Annotated in this window: 19 protein-coding genes; 2 read left to right on the top strand and 17 right to left on the bottom strand. The window is 30.4% G+C overall.

Features of this window, described 5'->3' with window-relative positions:
- The 8 genes from SOR60_RS01435 to SOR60_RS01400 form a co-directional block, all read right to left on the bottom strand.
- Positions 1 to 237: GTP-binding protein (locus SOR60_RS01435; RefSeq protein WP_320595012.1), on the bottom strand; the 237-nt coding region annotated here is incomplete at its 3' end.
- Positions 238 to 255: 18 nt separating this feature from the next.
- Positions 256 to 2,328, bottom strand: coding sequence for an elongation factor G (fusA, locus tag SOR60_RS01430; RefSeq protein WP_154541241.1), 2,073 nt, complete (start codon positions 2,326 to 2,328; stop codon positions 256 to 258).
- A gap of 8 nt (positions 2,329 to 2,336) precedes the next feature.
- A complete protein-coding gene (rpsG, locus tag SOR60_RS01425) occupies positions 2,337 to 2,807 on the bottom strand; it encodes a 30S ribosomal protein S7 (RefSeq protein ID WP_176269672.1) in 471 nt (156 codons plus the stop codon).
- Between the two features lie 135 nt (positions 2,808 to 2,942).
- The gene (rpsL, locus tag SOR60_RS01420; RefSeq protein ID WP_154541245.1) at positions 2,943 to 3,353 is read right to left on the bottom strand and encodes a 30S ribosomal protein S12; all 411 of its coding nucleotides are present in this window, start codon (positions 3,351 to 3,353) and stop codon (positions 2,943 to 2,945) included.
- Between the two features lie 291 nt (positions 3,354 to 3,644).
- The gene (locus SOR60_RS01415) at positions 3,645 to 4,406 is read right to left on the bottom strand and encodes a MurR/RpiR family transcriptional regulator (protein WP_320595011.1); all 762 of its coding nucleotides are present in this window, start codon (positions 4,404 to 4,406) and stop codon (positions 3,645 to 3,647) included.
- Positions 4,396 to 5,079 (bottom strand): MurR/RpiR family transcriptional regulator, encoded by a 684-nt coding sequence (locus SOR60_RS01410; protein WP_320595010.1) that lies wholly within the window; start codon positions 5,077 to 5,079, stop codon positions 4,396 to 4,398. Before SOR60_RS01410 ends, SOR60_RS01415 begins: the two co-directional genes overlap by 11 nt.
- A gap of 83 nt (positions 5,080 to 5,162) precedes the next feature.
- Positions 5,163 to 6,488 carry a 6-phospho-alpha-glucosidase gene (locus tag SOR60_RS01405; protein WP_154541251.1) on the bottom strand — a complete coding sequence of 442 codons (1,326 nt, stop codon included), beginning with the start codon at positions 6,486 to 6,488 and terminating at the stop codon, positions 5,163 to 5,165.
- Between the two features lie 10 nt (positions 6,489 to 6,498).
- Positions 6,499 to 8,073 carry an alpha-glucoside-specific PTS transporter subunit IIBC gene (locus tag SOR60_RS01400; protein WP_320595009.1) on the bottom strand — a complete coding sequence of 525 codons (1,575 nt, stop codon included), beginning with the start codon at positions 8,071 to 8,073 and terminating at the stop codon, positions 6,499 to 6,501.
- A gap of 238 nt (positions 8,074 to 8,311) precedes the next feature.
- On the opposite strand from SOR60_RS01400, the gene SOR60_RS01395 reads away from it, so the two are divergent.
- Entirely contained in the window at positions 8,312 to 9,472 is a 1,161-nt protein-coding gene (locus SOR60_RS01395) for an aldehyde ferredoxin oxidoreductase N-terminal domain-containing protein (protein WP_320595008.1), read from the top strand.
- Positions 9,473 to 9,579: 107 nt separating this feature from the next.
- On the opposite strand, the gene SOR60_RS01390 is transcribed toward SOR60_RS01395, so the two are convergent.
- From SOR60_RS01390 to nuoE, 9 genes are read right to left on the bottom strand one after another with little or no spacing between them, the layout of a single operon-like run.
- On the bottom strand, positions 9,580 to 11,478 hold the full coding sequence (locus SOR60_RS01390) for a molybdopterin biosynthesis protein (RefSeq protein WP_320595007.1): 1,899 nt from the start codon (positions 11,476 to 11,478) through the stop codon (positions 9,580 to 9,582).
- Positions 11,475 to 12,692: a molybdopterin molybdotransferase MoeA gene (locus SOR60_RS01385; RefSeq protein ID WP_320595006.1), complete on the bottom strand. Its 1,218-nt coding sequence runs from the start codon at positions 12,690 to 12,692 to the stop codon at positions 11,475 to 11,477. Before SOR60_RS01385 ends, SOR60_RS01390 begins: the two co-directional genes overlap by 4 nt.
- A gap of 7 nt (positions 12,693 to 12,699) precedes the next feature.
- A complete protein-coding gene (locus SOR60_RS01380; protein ID WP_154541256.1) occupies positions 12,700 to 13,404 on the bottom strand; it encodes a formate dehydrogenase accessory sulfurtransferase FdhD in 705 nt (234 codons plus the stop codon).
- On the bottom strand, positions 13,385 to 14,005 hold the full coding sequence (gene mobA, locus SOR60_RS01375; RefSeq protein WP_154541257.1) for a molybdenum cofactor guanylyltransferase: 621 nt from the start codon (positions 14,003 to 14,005) through the stop codon (positions 13,385 to 13,387). The genes SOR60_RS01380 and mobA overlap by 20 nt, the downstream gene beginning before the upstream one ends.
- Positions 14,005 to 14,505, bottom strand: a complete 501-nt coding sequence (locus SOR60_RS01370) for a ferritin family protein (protein WP_320595005.1) — start codon at positions 14,503 to 14,505, stop codon at positions 14,005 to 14,007. The genes mobA and SOR60_RS01370 overlap by 1 nt, the downstream gene beginning before the upstream one ends.
- A complete protein-coding gene (gene fdhF, locus SOR60_RS01365) occupies positions 14,498 to 17,194 on the bottom strand; it encodes a formate dehydrogenase subunit alpha (RefSeq protein ID WP_154541259.1) in 2,697 nt (898 codons plus the stop codon). The genes SOR60_RS01370 and fdhF overlap by 8 nt, the downstream gene beginning before the upstream one ends.
- Position 17,195: 1 nt before the next feature.
- Positions 17,196 to 18,146: a 2Fe-2S iron-sulfur cluster-binding protein gene (locus tag SOR60_RS01360; protein ID WP_154541261.1), complete on the bottom strand. Its 951-nt coding sequence runs from the start codon at positions 18,144 to 18,146 to the stop codon at positions 17,196 to 17,198.
- Between the two features lie 4 nt (positions 18,147 to 18,150).
- Complete coding sequence (locus tag SOR60_RS01355) at positions 18,151 to 19,689, bottom strand: NADH-ubiquinone oxidoreductase-F iron-sulfur binding region domain-containing protein (protein ID WP_320595004.1); 1,539 nt, start codon at positions 19,687 to 19,689, stop codon at positions 18,151 to 18,153.
- Positions 19,690 to 19,698: 9 nt separating this feature from the next.
- Positions 19,699 to 20,199: an NADH-quinone oxidoreductase subunit NuoE gene (gene nuoE / locus SOR60_RS01350; protein WP_154541265.1), complete on the bottom strand. Its 501-nt coding sequence runs from the start codon at positions 20,197 to 20,199 to the stop codon at positions 19,699 to 19,701.
- A 362-nt stretch (positions 20,200 to 20,561) separates the two neighbouring features.
- On the opposite strand from nuoE, the gene SOR60_RS01345 reads away from it, so the two are divergent.
- Positions 20,562 to 20,816: a transposase gene (locus SOR60_RS01345; RefSeq protein ID WP_320595003.1), complete on the top strand. Its 255-nt coding sequence runs from the start codon at positions 20,562 to 20,564 to the stop codon at positions 20,814 to 20,816.
- Positions 20,817 to 20,895: the final 79 nt, after the last annotated feature.

Below are 20,895 nucleotides of genomic sequence, written 5' to 3'. Positions count from 1 at the left end.
TGCATAGTGTCTGTTTGGTGTTTCATATTCTACTACAGATGTGTTGATTGTGATTCCTCTTTCTCTCTCTTCTGGAGCTTTATCGATTTTATCATAATCAATTGATTCACCTGTTCCGTATTTTTTATTTAATACTAATGTGATTGCTGCTGTTGTTGTTGTTTTACCATGGTCAACGTGTCCTATTGTACCAATATTAATATGTGGTTTACTTCTTTCAAATGTTTCTTTACTCATTTCATCCTCCTGTTTGTTTTATTTATTTAATACTTCTTCTTTTACACTTTCAGGTACTTGTGCATAGTGGTCAAATGTCATTGAATATGTTGCCCTACCTTGAGTTTTACTTCTTAAGTCTGTTGCATATCCAAACATTTCTGAAAGTGGAATGAATGCATTTAGCACATGGATTCCATCTTTAGGATTCATTCCATCAATCTTACCTCTTCTTGATGAAACATCTCCCATTACATCTCCTAGGTATTCATCAGGTGTTGTAATTTCTACTTTTTCCATTGGTTCAAGTAATATTGGTTTAGCCTTAGCTACTGCATTTTTAAGAGCCATAGAACCTGCTACGTGGAAAGCTACTTCTGATGAGTCTACTTCGTGGTATGAACCATCAAATACTTCTACATGCATATCAACCATTGGATATCCACCAAGTATACCTTGAGTAGCTGCTTCCCTAACACCTTCTTCAACTGGTTTAATATATTCTTTAGGAATTGCTCCTCCAACAATTTTGGATTCAAATGTAATTCCTGAGCCTTCTTCGCCAGGCATAATTCTAAGAACAACGTCACCATATTGACCAGAACCACCAGATTGTCTTACAAATTTACCTTGTGCTTCTGCAGGAGCTGTTATAGATTCTCTATATGCTACTTGTGGATTACCTATATTTGCTTCTACTTTAAATTCACGAAGCAGTCTATCTACGATAATTTCAAGGTGTAATTCTCCCATTCCTGAAATTATTGTTTGTCCTGTTTCTTCATCTGTCTTAGTAACAAATGTTGGATCTTCTTCAGCAAGTTTTTGAAGTCCTAAAGCCATCTTATCTTGTGAAGCTCTTGTTTTTGGTTCAATGGCTACCGAGATAACTGGGTCTGGAAATTCCATATTTTCAAGAATGATTGGATCATCTTGAACACATAAAGAATCTCCTGTTGTTGTATTTTTAAGTCCTAGAAGAGCTACAATATCTCCACAATAACCTGTTTCGATTTCCTCTTGTTTGTTAGAGTGCATTTGTAGTATTCTTCCAACTCTTTCTCTTTTACCCTTTGTTGCATTATAGATGTATGAACCTGATTCTATAACTCCTGAATAGATTCTTACATAAATTAACTTACCTACATATGGATCAGTTACTACTTTAAATGCTAAAGCAGAAAGAGGCTCTTCATCTCCAGGGTGTCTTTCAATAACTTTTTCTTCATCTTTTGGATCTGTACCTTGGACATCTGGAATATCAAGTGGACTTGGCATGTAATCAACTATTGCATCAAGTAGTGCTTGAACACCCTTATTTTTGTATGCGGATCCACATAGACATGGGAATATTTTCTTTTCGATTGTTCCCTTTCTTATAGCAGCTTTCATTTCATCTTCAGTTACTTCTTCACCTTCTAGATATTTCATCATGATTGTATCATCAATTTCTGACAATTCTTCTAAAAGATTAGATCTGTACTCTTCTGCTTTTTCTTTCAAATTATCTGGGATTTCGCCTTTGATTGGGTGTGCTCCTAAATCTTCTGTATTGTATGTTACAGATTCCATTGTTACTAGGTCAACTACACCTTCAAATTCAGATTCTGCTCCTATAGGTATTTCTATAGGTACAGCATTTGCTTTTAACTTTTCTTTGATAGTATCTACAGACATGAAAAAGTCAGCACCTGTGGCATCCATCTTATTTATAAAACAAAATCTTGGAATATCATATTTATCAGCTTGTCTCCAAACTGTTTCTGATTGTGGTTCTACACCACTTTTGGCATCAAATAAGGCAACAGCACCATCTAGTACCCTTAGAGATCTTTCAACCTCTACAGTAAAGTCAACGTGACCTGGTGTATCTATGATGTTAATTCTGTGATTATTCCAGTAACATGTTGTAGCAGCAGATCCTATTGTGATTCCTCTTTCCTTTTCTTGCTCCATGGAATCCATTACTGCTGTACCATCGTGAGTATCACCTATTTTATATATCTTACCAGTATAAAATAACATTCTTTCTGTTACTGTTGTTTTACCAGCATCGATATGAGCCATGATACCTATATTTCTGGTTTCTTTTAATGAGACATCTCTTGCCATCGATCCCCCTAATATCTATAGTGTGCGAAAGCTTTATTAGCTTCTGCAGCTCTGTGCATTTCTTCTTTACGTTTAACACTTGCACCAGCATTATTTGATGCGTCTAAGATTTCTTTAGATAATCTTTCAACCATAGTTTTTTCACCACGAGCTCTTGAGAAATTAACTAACCATCTTAAGCCTAAAGTTTGTCTTCTTTCTGGTCTAACTTCCATAGGAACTTGATAGTTTGCACCACCAATTCTTCTTGCTTTAACTTCAAGTGTTGGCATAACATTCTCTAAAGCTTGGTAGAATACTTCTAATGGATCATTTCCAGAAGTTTCTCCAACTATATCGAAAGCATCGTAAACTATTTTTGTAGCAACACCTTTTTTACCGTCAAGCATAACGTTGTTGATAAGTTTTGTTACAACTCTATCGTTATACTTAGCATCTGGCATTACCTCTCTTTTTGGTATATGTCCTTTTCTTGACACTTTGCTTCCCTCCTTTACCAATTTAGTAATATCTTTAGTACTCGACCCTAAGGCCTTAAACGACCTTAAAGCCGTTTGTGTGCACATATACTTTATTTTAAGCTTAGTACATTATGCACTACATCTAAATACTAATTATTCGCCTTTTTTAGCTCCGTATTTAGATCTACCTTGTTTTCTTCCTTCTACTCCTGCTGTATCAAGAGTACCTCTTATAATATGGTATCTAACACCTGGAAGGTCTTTTACTCTTCCTCCTCTTATAAGTACAACTGAGTGTTCTTGAAGGTTGTGTCCAATTCCTGGTATATAAGAAAGAACTTCTGCTCCATTTGTAAGTCTAACTCTGGCAACTTTTCTTAAAGCTGAGTTAGGCTTTTTAGGTGTTACTGTTCTTACTGAAGTACAAACTCCACGTTTTTGTGGTGATTGAACCTTAGTTTGTCTTCTTTTAAGTGTATTGAAGTTGTAACCTAAAGCTGGTGTAGCTGACTTTTCTTTAATTGTCTTTCTACCTTTTCTAACAAGTTGGTTAATTGTAGGCATAATGCACCTCCTTTTCTTTTAAATTTTTTAATGATAATTAATAGGACTGACCTTATGCCAATCCTTATTAATTTTACTATCTAATGTCTCTAATGTCAAATATTTGAAACACTTTAATAAAATATTTCTTTTTATTTATTTTACAAAACTTAATAATTGATTTTTGAATGTCTATAAATTATTAAAAAAATCTTAATCATAGCTATTTATAAAGGTATTTACTAAGATATAGTCCATATAATTATTTATAAAGAAAGAGTCATATTTTTCTAATTTATCAAATATTTTACTTTATGAAGTCTTTTTTTTACTTTTATAATTGATATATTTAAGAACTAAAAAATCTATAATAACATAATATTGACTTACTGGAGATATGGATGTGTTTTTTTCATACCTATAGACCTCATGAGATATAAAGTTTAAATTTACATCAGATATCTTTGAAAGTTTATTATTAGAAAGCTTTGTAATTGATACAACAAAGACTTTTTTCTTAATATTATTTAAAAAGTTTATAACTAGCTTATTATCTCCTGAAAAAGATAAGGCAAATATAATATCTTTTTCTTTTATATTCTCATTAATTAAGGCTATATCTCTTCTTGCATCAATGATAATTATAATTTTTCCTATATTAAGAAAATTTCTTTTAAGCTCTTGGGCAAGATTCCTTTGGATAAAGCCTGAATAAATTACATATATGTTTTCAGCCTTGTCTAGATTTTCAAATAAAAAGTCGAGATTTCTATTTTTAATCATATTCATACTTATTAAAATGTCATTATAGGTAAACTCTATTTCGTTTTCATCAAAATCTACAATTTTCCCATCTTCCCACTTTATTAGATACTTAAGTTCTGAGTAACCATCAAGTCCTAATTTTTTAGCTAAATTTACTATAGAGCTTGTTGAAAATTTTGTATTTTTAGAAAAGTCTTTTAAGTTCTTTTCTACAAAATCATCCTTATTTTGAGTTATATAAGAAAATAGTTCTATATCTTTACTATCTAAATTTTCATAAGATTCTTTTACTAAATCACTAACTTTCATTACTTATCCTAAATTCTCTATATTTTTTAAAAAAATCTTCTATCTTCCCTAAATTTTTTGTTATTAGATTTAAACTCTTATCATGAATTTTTTCTAAATTTATAAAATAATCACAAAGAAATGCATTCTTAATTCCATCGCTTATAAGAATCTTTAGACAATCTATATTTGATATTATTGACAAAAGCTCTAGAGCATACTGATCTTTTGATAAATCTATTACAAATATTGTCGAATTTTCTAATAATTTCTTATTAAAGGTTGATAGTTCATCCCTTCCCTGATAACTCTCTGAAAATTGACCAAAATCTTTTAAATATAGTTTAATGGAAGAACACAAAACTTCTTCATATTGTCCATTGCCGTATATAAAGATATTGTTAGTATTAATAAGTTTTTCAAAAATTTCACTTAAGTCTTCTTTAATTTTACTTTCATCTATGCTTTCAGCATTTCTATCCTTATTGATATAAAATTTAAGTTCACTATATCCATTAAATCCTAGTTTTTTAGAAAATCTTAGTACACTTGTCCTTGATGTAAAGCATAGTTTTGCCAAATCATTAATAGATTGGTCTAACACCCCTTTATTATTTAATATAAACTCTGCAATCGTTAGGTCAGTTTGACTTAGCTTTTTTTTATTTTTACTTATCAATTTTTCTATTGTCATGGAACCTCCAAAAAATCCTAGTAACATTATACTGCTACTAGGATTTTTATTTCCTATATTATTCTAATTTTCAAAAAATTTAATTATTTTAACTCTGGCCAATAATCTTTATTAGCATTGATTAAGTCATCTAAAATAAGCTTTGCAACTTTTGCACTTGGAACTGTCTTTGAAAGTGTAAGTGCTTGCCATAATTTTTGGTAAGATCCTTCAATCCAAGCTTCTACTGCAAGTTTTTCCACAGATACTTGCTCTTCCATCATACCTTTTTGAAATTGTGGAATTTTTCCTTGGCAAATTTTCTTATACCCAGTTTTATCAACAATACATGGAACTTCTACCATAGCTGTCGGATCAAAATTTGAAATTGCCCCATCATTTGGAACTATTAGCAAGAATACTTCTTTTGTATTTTCAGCTAATGCTATAGCTAAGTCTACTATATATGATGCGTGAGCGTCTATTTCAAAGTCTATACCTTCTGCTGTTCCTCTTTCGGTAATAGTATTACATAGACCAAATACTTCTTTTTCTCTACCTTCTTTAACTTCATCTACCCTGGTGTGCTTAATATCTGTATGCTCCATTACGAAGTCTGGATATAGGTAGTATTTTAGGTAAGTATTTGGAATTGTTTCTGGATCTAGGGCATATACATCTTTTGCCTTTGTAAATGTTTCAACCCATGATTCATCTAGATGTTGAGCTGTTCCTATTCCATCTGCAAAACCATTTTTAGAAACATGTTCTTTAATTTGTGGCATTAAGTCATTTCCTTCTTGATCTCTTATATCTGTAAACCAACCAAAGTGGTTAAGTCCATAGTATGAAAAGTCGAGATCTTTCCAGTGGCTTAATCCAACCATATCTGCCATCTTATACATTAAGTCAATTGGCATATCACATATATTTATAATCTTTGAGTCAGGTCTTAATCTTCTTGTTGCTTCTGCAACTATAGCTGCAGGATTTGAATAATTAAGCATCCAAGCATCTGGTGAGTATTTTTCCATATAGTCAAGGATTTCTATAACCCCGCCTATTGATCTAAGACCGTAAGCTATTCCACCTGGCCCACAAGTTTCTTGCCCTATAACACCATATTTTGGAGGAATTTTCTCATCTTTTGATCTCATTTCATACTTACCAACCCTTATTTGAGCCATAACAAAATCAATATCAGTAAAGGCTTCTTCAGGGTCTAGGGTGTGGATAAATTCAATATCCGGATGTCTTTCCCTCATGAATATATCAAAGGCATTACCAATTTTATCCTGTCTTTCTTTATCGTTATCATAAAGCTTAATAGCTCTTATTGGAAACCTATCAAGGTTGTCCATAAGCATTAGAATCATTCCCGGTGTAAATGTAGATCCACCACCTGCAATAGTTATAGCATATTTTTTCATTTTTCTCTCCTTAATTTTCTTCTAGTATTTTTCCAAATTCATCTGCCACATATTGAATATTTGTCCCAACTATAACATGGACTGATTTGCCATTTCTACTTGTTCCGTAAGTTCCTATTTCCTTAAAATAATCATTTTCCATTATTTTTTCTGGATCATTGACATTTACCCTTAGTCTTGTAACGCAATTTGTAAAATCTTTAATATTTTCTGCCCCACCAAGTCCTATTAGGATTTCATCAGCCATTACTTGAAATTCGTTAGCTTGAGACTTTTTATTTGTATTCTTTTCTCTATAGTCTTTTTTATTATAAAGTTTTACATCAGATTTAACTTCCCTACCTGGAGTTTTAAAATCAAACTTCTCAATTAAGAATTTAAATACTAAATACCAAACTCCAATAGCTACTATTCCGATTATTAACATCTTAACATAAGCTGGCCAATGGTTAGCCATAAGTGGTATCCAGTTAAGCGACGCCATTTCTATGGCACCTCCCGAGAATATTCCTATAACTCCAAAGAAGTACATTATTGTTGATAGACATGCAGCTAAGATAGCATGAACTATAAATAATGGTGGAGCTATAAATAAGAATGTATACTCAATAGGTTCTGTAACACCACACATAACAGCTGATATTGTAACCGGTATTAAAAGTCCTGCTACTTTCTTTTTATTTTCAGGTTTAGCTGTCTTATAAAAGGCAAGTGCTATACCAACACAGCCAAATAACTTTGACCATCCTGTTGAAGTGAAGGCTGCAAATGGTGCAAGTTCTATAAGTGGTTTAGAACTTGCTGCTATTTCTGGCAAAGCTTTTGCCCACGCGGCATATATACCACCAGATACCAATACTGAATCATAATAAATTGGTGCATAAAGTAAGTGGTGGAGCCCAAATGGTATAAGTAATCTTTCGAGTAAGATAAATATCCAAACACCTAGTCCACCTGCATTTGTTACAAATCCTTGGAATGATGTAATAATCATTTGAATCTTAGGCCAAATAAAACACGCAAGGACTGCCACTGGAATCATTACTATAAAACCAAGTCCTACTACAAAAGCAGAACCTCTAAAAACACCTAACCATTCAGGAAGCCTTGTGTCAAAATATCTGTTATGTAGAAAAATTGCTAATCCTGAAATTAGTAAGGCTCCCATCATACCCATATCTAAAGTTTTAATATTAGCAACACTTGCAAGCCCCGTATCAGCTCCAGCTTCTAATGAATAATCTACACCAAAAACACTCCCCCAAGTTCCAAGTATTGAAGCTACATAATAATTGAAAATTAAGTATATAACTAACGATTCCATACATGCTCTTGCATTTTGTTTGCTAGCAAGTCCAATAGGTAACGAAACCGCAAATAATAGCGGCAATTGGTTAAATACTGTCCAACCACCATTTAGAATCATATCCCAAAAACCACGCCAAAATGTACCCTCAGCTGCGATAGATCCTAATATTTGTTCATTTGTAAACAATATTCCAAATCCAATAAGTACTGCAGATACTGCAAATAACATTACTGGGGTAAACATCGCTCCTCCAAACTTTTGAATCTTTTCCATCATTTTTATCACCCTCCTTAGGTAAACGATATCTATTTATTGATATGATATTATTATTTTTAGTGATTGTCAATAAATATTGAAATTTAGGGATATTTTGTTATTTTATAAATATATTTTTAAAATGTGAATATTCCCCTTTAATATTTTCACAGATCAAGTACAATCATGAAAACAATTTTAATGAATTAACTTCTATACTACAAAAAATAAATTTTGAAATAAAGAATTTGAGGTAAGTATGACTTTATATAAATTATTAATCTTGGATTTGAAAGAAAAAAAGAAAAAAATTGAATATATAGATAAGCAAGTAAGTGATTTTTATATGGGAGGTATTTCTCTTTGTCTTTATTGGATAAATAAAAATAAGCAAGTAAAAGATTTTTGGGCTATTTTTACATCTGCTCTTATTAACTATAAGAATCCAATTAGTAAATATATAATTTGTGCAGGAAAAAATTCTAAAATCAAATCATATGCTAGCATAGGAGGAGATTTTTCATATTTTTTAAAAAGTAACTCCTATGACGCATTGATTCTACTAAATAAGGCAGATAAAATATATGACTTATATATAGATGGTACAGATATAAAATTTAATAAAATATCTAATGATAACAGTAATAATGATACTTTCACCTACCTTAAAAATACATATGGCAATGATACATCTTCTATTTATATAACTTCTTCTACAAAAAGAGGAGATAAATTGTCAAGGCTAATTGTTGATAAGTATCGTGGATGCTCTAGAAATCTATCAAATTTTCTATATGAAAAAAATCTAAGATCAATTACAATAAGAAAAAATAAACTTAAATCCATCTACTTAAATTTATATAAAAAATCTTCAAGTCCTTGTGAAGGCTGTTTTATATCATGTAAGTCAAGGAGTAAAAAAGAAGAATCTAGTAACCTATTTTCTAAAAAAGATTCTTATCTAAAAGGCGATTTGAATAAATTAAAAGAAATAAAAGAAAGACTTAACCAATATGGTATAGATATTTTCGGCTTATCTAAAAGCATAGAATTCTCGTTTAATCATCTAAATCACATCTACAATTTCAAGGATTTAAGTCTTAATAGCTTAGATAATATCGTAAAAAAAGTAACATCAGATAGAAGAGATAAATTATATGCTGACCTTTCTAATGGTAGGGAGTTTTTAAAAGATAAATATGGTATAAAAACACTGGAAAAAATGAAAAAAACAGACAATTACTCATATAATAAAAAGATAATTGATTCTATTTGCATTTGTTTATTTGCAGTAAACATAAATGACATAGAAGATATAGTGGAAACAATAAATATAGTTTCTATGAAAAACTTTAAAGAAGATAATATTTATTCTTTAATAGCTGAAATAAAAAAAATGGATGCTTACTATAAAATATAGCTAGCATCCACTTGTACTTAACTAATTAATATTGTGTCAAGTTTGATTTTTATCTTATATAAGTTTTAAATTGATATACAAAATATTTTAACTCCCATTATAGACCTTTATATTATTATAGAGCCACTTTTATCAGTATTGTATCCTCCAAGTTTTTCCATAGTATCCTTGAATTTTTTTGATTTAAGGATTTCAATAATGTCCTTAATTGAATTAAGTTTCAAATTTTTTTCCTTTACTATAAATTGATATTCTTCATCCTTTAAGTAAATAAAGTCAATGTCCATTTTTATGGCAGCCGACTCAACTCCAATAGAAAAGTCACAGTCCCTATTTTTTACAGCAAGAGCTGCTGAAAGATGGGTTGTTACTTCATTGTCATAGCCCTTTATTTTATATTTATCTATATTTTTCTTATCCAATAAATAATCAAATAAAAGTCTTGTTCCAGCTCCCCTTTGCCTATTTATCATGGTCTTATCAAGCAAATCTTCTATAGTTTTTATACCTAAAGGATTTCCCTTTTCTACATATATACCTTGCCTTCGACCAACCACATTTATTTTTCCTACCTTTTCATTTTTAAAAAATAACTTTATAGCATCATTATTATAAGTACCATTCTTATCTAAAAGATGGCTAGGAGCTATTAATGAATCCCCTTCACTTAAGGCCTTAAAACCTGAAAGTGATCCAACATGAGAAGATGATAATCTTGTATTTTTATTTTCTATAGCAAGTAAATCATTTATCACATCCAAAACTATATCATGTGAGCCTATTGACACTATCCTATTTTCTAAAACGTTTTTTGGAATAGGTCTATGAAGACTTACATTTACAACATCTCCCCTATTATAACCCTCAATATTTCTATCTATAATTACATATCCATCAGATTCTGATAGGGAATATAGGCTTCCTGCTTTTCTATCTAGAGGTGTTGCTATGAGCTTTCCATCGACTATCCCAATCTTTACCCTTATATATTCCCTATTTTTAAGAGATGATATAATTGGCCTAGTAAGCTTAGCCTTTAATATTAGCTTATCTTCTATATTTACTCTCATTTTTTTAAGTATTGTAGAAATCACAATTTTATCAAAGATTATATGAGCTGATACTGGATAACCAGGTAATCCTACAAAAGGTGTTTCTCCTATTTTCCCCAATATTGCAGGCTTTCCTGGTTTTATTGATAATCCATGGGCATAAACTTCACCCATTTCTTCCAAAACTTCTCTTGCATAGTCTTTACTTCCTGCAGAAGTTCCTGCAATAAGTGTTATAAAATCACATTCATTTAAGGCTTTTTCTAAGACTGTTTTTATATCATCTTTATTATCTTTTACTATTGGATAAAGCAATGTATCAATTCCATTTTCCCTTGCCATGCTTATAAGCATGGCAGAGTTTGACTCTATAATTTTACCAATTTTTAGCTCATCTTCTTCTCCAATTATTTCATTTCCAGATGGAATAATAGCTAGTTTAACTTTTTTTAATACTTCAACTTCAGTTATTCCACTTGCTATAAGAACAGAAAGATCTACCGATGAAAACTTATGAAATGATGTAAATAAGAGATCTTTTTCCACAACATCTTCCCCTTGTATTCTTATATTCTCCCAAGGATTTACTGCTTTCATTATAGTAATTCCATCTTTTTCAATTTTTACATCCTCAATCATTATCACTGCATCATAACCTTTTACTAGGGCAGAACCTGTATTACAAAATATAAAATCTTCATTTTTTAAAAATAATGGTCTATTTTCTCTAGCATATTTGGTCATCTCACTTTTTACCATTACTCCATCCATAGCAGATGAATGATAGGCAGGAGATGAATATTTTGCATAAATTGCATTTCGACTTACTCTTCCAAATGCATCTTTTGAACTTATAGTTTCAGATTCTAGTTTATAAAAAAATTTTAATATATTTTCTTGGAAAATCTTTAAAGCTTTTTCTAATTCCTGAGTATCTAAATATATATTTCTCATTTAATAAGGCTTACCCACACATATTCATTTTCCCTAAGTCCTTCACTGTATTCATCAATTAAAATATATCCCCTAACTTTCTTTAGTAAGGAAATATTATTTGAAAATCCAAATATCGGTATGGCGATAAGCTCATCCTCCCTTCTTTCTATGTCTACTAATTGAATCAAGGTTTTGGCAGATTTAGCATGAATATTTCTAACCAATCTGCATTTAATTTTAAGACTATCTTCTATATTATAATATCTGTTGTAGGCCTTTTGAAATACACATTTAAAAACTGTATAAGCACTTATTGGATTTCCAGGTAAACCTAGAATTATCGTTTTATTATTTAAGCTAAGGCTTGTTGGTTTTCCTGGTTTTATAGAAATACCATGATATATTAGACCAGGTTCTAAATCTTTTGCTATAAATGGTATAAAATCTTTTTTTCCCTTTGACGATGATCCAGATACTATTATTAAATCAATATCTTCTAAAAGCTCTTTTCTAATAATCTCTTTATCATCTTTTAAATGTTTCATAGAAACTACATTTATGCCCATAGAATTTAGCAATGAGTAAAGCATATAAGAGTTTATATCCCTAGTCTTTGCTGGATAGAGTTCAGATGATACTGGAAGAATCTCATCTCCAGTTGATATTATTTTGCAATTTATCTTATCATATGCCTCAATCTTATCATAGCCTAAGCTTGCAGCCATTGCTATAGTTTCTGGATCTATAATTTTGCCACTTCTCTGATAAAGATCTCCCTTGCTAGAATCTTCTCCTATATCTATAACATTATCCATAAAGACTATGGGCTTATTGATAGAAATTAAATCATTAGAAAATTTTTCTGTAAATTCTATTGGTATTACTGAATCTGCCCCTTCAGGAAGCATTCCTCCAGTATAGATTTTTGAAGCTTCTCCATTTTCTATCCTACACTTGGGTTCAAATCCCATTTCTATCTCTTCAACAATTCTTAAGATTGTTGGTATAGTATCGCTAGCTCCTTGGCTATCCTTATATTTTATTGCATATCCATCCATAGTTGATTTTCTAAAACTAGGCAAATCATCTCTAGATACTAAGTCACTAGCTAGTATATAGCCTAAAGAATTTTTTGTTTCAAGTAAAATCTTTTTCTTTAATGGAATTTCTTCCATAACTTTTACTTGAAGGTTAACAGCTTCATTTATTGTTTTTACATCTAATAAATCCATAATATTTTTATTCTACAATAAGATTTTTATTCTTATTGTAGATATTAAACCTTTCACCTCTTGCAAAGCCTATTAAATTTATATCCTTACTTCTTGCAATTTCAACTGCCCTACTTGTAGGAGATGATTGAGATACTATCAAAGAAAAACCGACTTTTTCTATTTTTTCTATTATTTGCTCATTCACCCTACAAGATGTAAAAATAAATTTATCGCTTATATCTATCTTTTCTTTTAAAATATGTCCTATAAGTTTATCTACTGCATTGCTCCTAGATACATCTTCTACAAATTTAACTATTTTACAATCTTTAATGAGACCTACAGAATGGGCTCCACCCGTACGTTTGAAAATTTCTGATTTATTTTGAAAGATTTTTGAAAGTTTAAATAAGTCATTTTTTTTGATTCTAAGTATTTTTGTATTATAAACAATTTCTTTTGATAGTTGTGTATTTAAAATTACATAAGAATCTTTATCTTCTATCCTTATACAATTTATATCATCAATTGAACTTATATATCCTAAGTTATAAAGATAACCTATAGTTAGATTTTCAATATCTTTTGGACTTATTAAAAGCCTTGCTATAATCTCATCTTTTATATGAATATTAAGATCTTTTTCAACTATAACCTCATCTATCATAAAAAATGATTTATCTTTATTTATTTTTTCTATCTTAAAATTTCTAATCAAATCTTTTTCCATTTTCTTCTAAATAGTTTTTCCAATCTTGAGGATAATTTAAATTTCTAAAAACTTTATTTATATTTTCTATATTTTTAATTTCTTCATATTCAACCGTATATGCAGAAATTTCATTTAAAAATCCATTTATACTTCTTCTACCTTTATTTAAATAAATCTTTATATTTTCAAACAATTCTTTTTTATATAAGGCAAAAAATGGCTCTAAATATTTTCCATTATCATATACTAAGGCTTTCTTATATTCTTTATTTTCTAAATATTCTAAATATTGACAACTAAAATAAGGCATATCACAAGCCATCAAAAAATTATCTTCATTCGATGAAGAAATAAGACCTGTATACAAACCAGCACATGGTCCTATATTTTTTATTATATCTTCCCTTATAATTATATTATTATCATAAGAATTATACCTATCTTTAAAAAAGTCTACTTCATTACTTACTATTACAATCTCATTAAAATATCTAGCTAAGTTTTCTACAATAGTATCTATTAAGAATGAGCCTTTATAATTTAGTTTTTTTTTATCTTTTCCCATCCTAGTCGATTTTCCACCAGAAAGTAAGATAGCTGTCAATTCTTTTTTATCCATTAACCACCCCAACTAATATTCATATACTTATCCATCAACCTATCATACTCATCCTTGAAAATCTTAGCATGATTATCTTCCCATCCAGCAAAATTACTTAAAATTTCTCTTAATTGTTCATCTTCCACTTTTTTTGACATACTATCATAATAATCTCTAAAATCTTCTTCTATGAGATAAGCCATACGAAGTACATTCATATCTGGAATCATAGATTGTTCAAGATTTTGAGCTAAATTCTCACTTTCTTTTCTTTTTTCGAAAAAGATTTCTCCCTTATCTTCAGGTAGATTCAATTCTTCACTGACAGTTTCTCCATCCTTATATTTTTTGAGCAATTTCTCAAGATATTCATAATGCTCAAGCTCTATTTTGGATAATTTTTCAAAGATTGCTTTTGTTTGTAAATTTCTACTTTTTATTGAATTATCTTTGTAAAAGTTATAACCATGCAATTCCATAGCCATGGCAAGATTTATTACTTTTATAGAATTATACATAAGATTTCCTTTCAATCTTTTCTATAAGAACACTTGATACCTTTAACTCAGGTATTTTCGCTATAGGGTCCAAAACAGGATTTGTTAGTAGGTTTGCAGGTCCATCTGCATAATGAAATGGCATAAATACTACACCAGGCTCTACCTTTTCGGTTATTTTTACAAAAGATTCAACAGATCCTCTCCTTGACTTTACCCTAATTTTTTCACCATCTTCTACATTATAAATTTTTGCAGTCTTTGGAGAAATTTCTATATAAGATTTCCCTGCTATTTCATTTAAACCTTCGATTTTCCCTGTCATAGTTCTTGTATGATATTGATAAAGCATTCTACCGGTTGTAAGAATTAATGGATAATCCTCATCTGGTAATTCCTTACTTTCCTCATATTCAATAGCTTTAAAAAGCCCCTTTCCCCTTGCCATAGTATTTTTGTGCATATACTTTGTTCCTGGATGTTCTTTGCCTACACAAGGCCATTGCAAAGACTCTTTTTCTAATCTTTTGTAACTTATACCACTATAAGATGGGGTGCAAAGAGCTATTTCATCCATAATTTCACTAGGAGAATTATAATATTCTTCATATCCTAGTAAATTTGATATCTCCATTATAATTTTCCAATCTGCTTTAGACTGACCAATAGGATTTATAGCCTTATTTACTCTTTGAATCCTTCTTTCAGTATTTGTAAATGTTCCATCTTTTTCTGCAAAAGAGCTGGCAGGTAAGACAAGATCTGCAAGTTCTGCTGTTTCTGTTAAAAATATATCTTGTACGAGGAGAAAATCTAAGTTTTCAAGTGACTTTTTAACATGCTTTAAGTCTGGATCTGAGATCATAGGATTTTCACCCATTATATATAAAAATTTAATATCTCCCTTGCCAGCACTATTTATCATTTCTGTTAAAGTAAGACCCTTTTTGCTTGGAAGATTACTTTTCCAAAAACTTTCCATACTCTCTCTTACAGGATCTATAAAAACTTTTTGATATCCTGTATAGTCTGTAGGAAGAGCTCCCATATCACAAGCTCCTTGAACATTATTTTGTCCTCTTAGTGGATTAATCCCTGTAGATTCAAATCCAACATTTCCTGTAAGCATCTGTAAATTGGATGTTGACATAACTCCATTTGTTCCGCTTGAATGTTGAGTTATCCCCATTGAATAATATAGGCTTGCCTTATTGGCCTTGGCATATATTCTTGCAGCTTTTATTAAATCATTCTTATCAATACCACAAATTTTCGAAACTAAATCTGGCTTGTATTTTTCAATTGTTCTTTTAAATTCTTCAAATCCTTCTGTTCTTTCATTTATGTAGTCCATATCATGAAGATTTTCTTTCAAAATTACATTCATAATACCGTTTAAAACTGCTATATTGCTGCCAGGTTTTATTTTTAAAAAGACATCTGCATATTTAGCAAGTTCAATTTCTCGAGGATCTATAACTATTAGTTTTGCTCCATTTTTAACCCTTCTTTTTATCTTGCTCCCTATAACAGGATGATTTTCAGTTGTATTTGTTCCTATTATCATAAAAGCATCAGTTCCATCTATCTCTTCTATTGAGTTTGTCATAGCTCCACTGCCTAATGTATTAGCAAGTCCTGCGACTGTAGATGCATGGCAAAGTCTTGCACAGTGGTCAACGTTATTTGTTTTAAAAACTGTTCTTACAAATTTCTGAAAGAGGTAATTTTCTTCATTAGTACACCTTGCTGATGAAAAACCTCCGAAAGCATCTGGTCCATTTTCTTTCATAATTTTAGAGTATTTTTCTTTTATAAGCCTATAGGCTTCTTGCCAGCTAGCTTGAACAAATTTACCATTTCTTTTTATAAGTGGCTTAGTAAGTCTATCTGTATGATTTATAAATCTATATGCAAATTTACCTTTTACACATAATAATCCATCATTTGGTATGGTATTTATAGGTTCAATTTCTACTATACGATTGTCCTTACTAAGTAAATTCATCTGGCATCCTACTCCACAATATGAGCAAGTAGTTTGAGTCCTTTTAACTTCCCAATACCTAAATTTATCCTCTATATATTTCTTTTTAGGATTTAAGGCTCCCACAGGACATGCTGAAACGCAATTTCCACAAGATACACAATCGCTATTTCCAAATCCCTTATTAAATGGCGTTTCTACAATTAAATCAAATCCCCTACCTGTAAAACTAATGGCTTGACTATTTTGAAGATTATTGCAAATACTTACGCATATACCACATTTTACACACTTATTTGGGTCATAGGTGAAAAATTTGTTTGTCCTATCTATGGGTAAATTACTTTCTTTATTTTTAAAAGTTGCACTTACTATTCCATACTCATAGCAATAATCTTGTAATTTACACTTACCTGACTTATCACAATTTAAACAATCATTTGGATGGTTTGAAAATAGCAAATCTAGAATTTGTCTTCTTAATGATTTTATCTTTTCACTATGGGTATAAATTTTCATTCCATCTTTCAATTTCTCCGAACAAGAAGTGACAGGATTTTTGTAGCCTTCTATTTCAACAATACAAAGCCTACAAGCTCCATTTGGTAAAACTCTTTTATCATAACATAGGCTTGGGATATCAATTCCTTGTTTTTTACAGAAGTTAAGAATAGTCATTGGCCTATCTATTTCGTATTCTATATCGTTTATATAGACTCTCATATTATTCTCCTTCATTTTTCTTTTCTAATTTTGAAATTTTCTTAAAGACATTTTTAAATCCTGTTACTGTTATCCAATCACTTTCAATAAATTCTCCACTTGTCTTTATATAAGGTGTATCAGGATTATCTAAGTATAAAAGTTCTGTCATCATTCTTCCCTTAAGGCATAGTGGTCTTCCGTCACTTGGTTTTTTGGCAATAACCGCAATATTATTTCCATTTTTTGAATAAATTTCAAAATCACATCCAAACTCACAAACTTTACACTTAACAGTCTTTTTATCAGAATCAAAACTTCTAACTTTTCCTAATATCCTCTTATCTGTTAAGGCTCCTACTGGACATATAGAAACACACCTATTGCAAGATATACAATATGAATGAGCAAAATCTTCTCCCAAATCACAAGCAATATATGTATCATATCCTCTATTTGCGAAAGATAAGATAGACCTATCTTCTATTTGTCCACAAATTGATACACACTTCCCACAAAGAATACATTTAGCATTATCCTTCATTATATAAGGACTAGATAAGTCATAAAATTTTTCTCTTTTTTCTCCATCAATGTCCCTAAAATTAACATCATAATCATAAGCATATTTTTGAAGCAAACACTCCCCTGCCTTTTGACAAGTTAGGCAATCATTTGGATGTGAATCTAATAAAAGTTGTAAAATGCCCTTTCTTTTCTTGATTAAATTTTTACTACTTGTCTTAATCTCCATACCATCTTTAACTTTCGTTGAACATGAAGTGTCGATCTTTGTCCAACCATTATTTGTAATTTCAACTATACAAAGTCTACAACCACCAAACTTTTCAAGACTTGGGTCATAACACAAACTTGGAATTTCAATGCCATTTTCTCTAGCAACATCCAAAACAAAGCTATCTTTTTGAGCTTTTATTTCTTTACCATCTATTTTGATACTTACATAACACATAAAATCACCCTTTAGCTACAGCTTTTGGCTTGATTGGACATACATCTAGACAAGTACCACACTTAATACACTTTTCTTGATCTATTTTATGAATTTCTTTTTTACTTCCACTAATACATGAAACCGGACAATTTCTCTTACAAGTACCACATCCTACACAATTATTTTTTATACTAAAATGTATAAGATTCTTACATATACCAGCAGTACAATGTTTATTTTTTATATGATCAATGTATTCATTTTTAAAATATTTCAACGTTGAAATTACAGGAAAAGCTGCTGATTTACCCAAGCCACAAAGAGAAGTTTCTGTAGTTAATTCACAAAGTTCCATTAATTTGTCTATATCTTCACTTCTTCCATCACCATTAACTATTCTTTCGAGTATTTCTAGAATTCTTTTAGTGCCTTCTCGACAAGGGACACATTTACCACAAGATTCATCACATGTAAATTCCAAAAAAAATCTTGCTATATCAACCATACAGGTATCCTCATCCATAACCACCATTCCGCCAGAGCCCATTATGGAATCTAGTTCTTTAAGCGTCTCATAGTCAACCGACTTGTCTAGGAATTTAGCTGGTATGCAGCCTCCAGATGGGCCTCCAGTTTGTACAGCTTTAAGCTTTTTATCATTTTCTATTCCTCCGCCTAAATCATATATAATCTCTCTTAGGCTAGTTCCCATACTTACCTCTATTAGGCCACTTTTTTTTACATCTCCTACTAAAGAAAATACCTTGGTTCCTGGAGATTTTTCTGTACCAATACTTCTGTACCAGTCCGAGCCATTTAAAATAATTTGGCAAACATTTGCTAAGGTTTCAACATTATTAATTACGGTAGGTTTTTGCCACAAGCCCTTAAAAGCTGTTCTGTGAATCTTAACCCTTGGCATCCCTCTTTTACCTTCTATCGACTCCATAAGAGCAGTTGATTCCCCACATACAAAAGCTCCTGAACCTAACCTAAGTTCTATAGTAAAATTAAATCCAGAATCCATAATATTTTCACCTAAAAAGCCCTTCTCACTAGCCTCTTTTATAGCATAATTAAGACTTTTAACAGCTTTTGGATATTCTGCCCTTACGTATATAAATCCTTCATCACTACCAATTGCATATCCTGCTATAATCATAGCCTCTATTACTGAATGTGGATCATACTCAAGTATGGACCTATCCATATAGGCACCAGGGTCTCCCTCATCGGCATTACAAATAATATATTTTTTATCAACATCATAATCAAAGGCAGTTTGCCACTTGCGACCCGTTGGAAAACCTGCTCCACCCCTGCCTCTAAGCTTTGAATCCTTTATAATATCAATAACTTCTTGTTGACTCATCTCTTTTAGCACCTTATAAAGGGCAAAATAACCATCTCTTGCTATGTACTCATCAATATTTTTAGGATCTATAACTCCTAAATTTCTTAAGGCTATTTTAACTTGAATATCATCTTTTTTATCTAAATTTTCTGGATGACTTATTTCTGTATTTTCTTTTATATTTATAAGATATTCTAAATCAATCATTTTTATCGCCTACTTATATTTTTCCAAAACTTTTTTAACATCTTCTTTAGTAAAGTGAGCAAGCTGCTTACCATTAATCTCAACAACAGGAGCCTTCCCACAATCTCCTAAACACCTTGTTTCAGATATTGAGAATTTTCTATCTTCTGTTGTCTCCCCTTTTTTTATATTAAGTCTTTTTTCAAACTCCTCTAAAATATCTGCCCCACCCTTTACATAACAAGCAGTTCCAAGGCATATATGTATATCTGTTTTTCCCTTAGGTATAAATGTAAATTGCGAATAAAAGGTAGCCACTCCATAAATCTCAGCCAAAGGAATATTTAGTTTACTTGAAATAAGCTTTAATATTTCTTCTGGCAAATATCCAAAAACATTTTGACCTTCTTGCAAAATTGGCATCAATGGTCCTTTTCTGTCCTTATTTTTTTCAATAAATTTCTTAAATTCATCAATCTTTTCTTTATTTTCTTCTTTATCAAATATAAAATTTCCCTTAATTGTTTTCATATAATCCTCTTTTTAGCTAAAACTTAAAGCTTTTAAAATAAAAAATATAAAACTCTTAACTTCAAAATATAAAGCTAAAAATACACATCTTTAATTATTATTTTAGCATATATATATTAATTTATTTATAATTGTAAAACATTTTCCCATCTATGTCAAAGCAATATAGATAAAGTCCATATAATTGTGTCAAAAGAAAATGTCATTTGAAAGCTTAACTAGTACAATGTTTTTAACTAAAAAAATAAACTAGGAGGTATCAAATGACTCAATTACATTTTTCAATTAATCAGGAAGATATTCAAATTTTAATTAACTCGTAAGTTGAAATTATATGGAAAATTCTCCACAAAAGTCTTTGAATGATACCAGAAAAATTAAAAAACACTGCTATTACTATATTAGAAATGTACATCCAAAGAGTATCTACTAGGAAAGCATCTAAAGTAATAGAGAATATATGTACAATAACATATTCTAAATTATTTGTATCATCACTAGCTAAATATCTTGAAAAAGAGGTTAAGCTATGGAGAAATAATGACCTAAGTATAATGAAGTATCCATATTTACTTGTAGAATTAGTTTATATAAAGTCAAGAGAAAATTATAGATAAGATGTTTTTTTCATAATTGATAAATGATATGATTAATAATAGACTTGAATTGATAATTTCTTTAGAAAGACTAAAGAAA

This window comes from Anaerococcus porci (assembly GCF_034090325.1).
Taxonomy (GTDB): Bacteria; Bacillota; Clostridia; order Tissierellales; family Peptoniphilaceae; genus Anaerococcus; species Anaerococcus porci.
The sequence above is the reverse complement of the archived record's forward strand: the minus strand, read 5'-3'. Positions and strand labels throughout refer to the sequence as shown.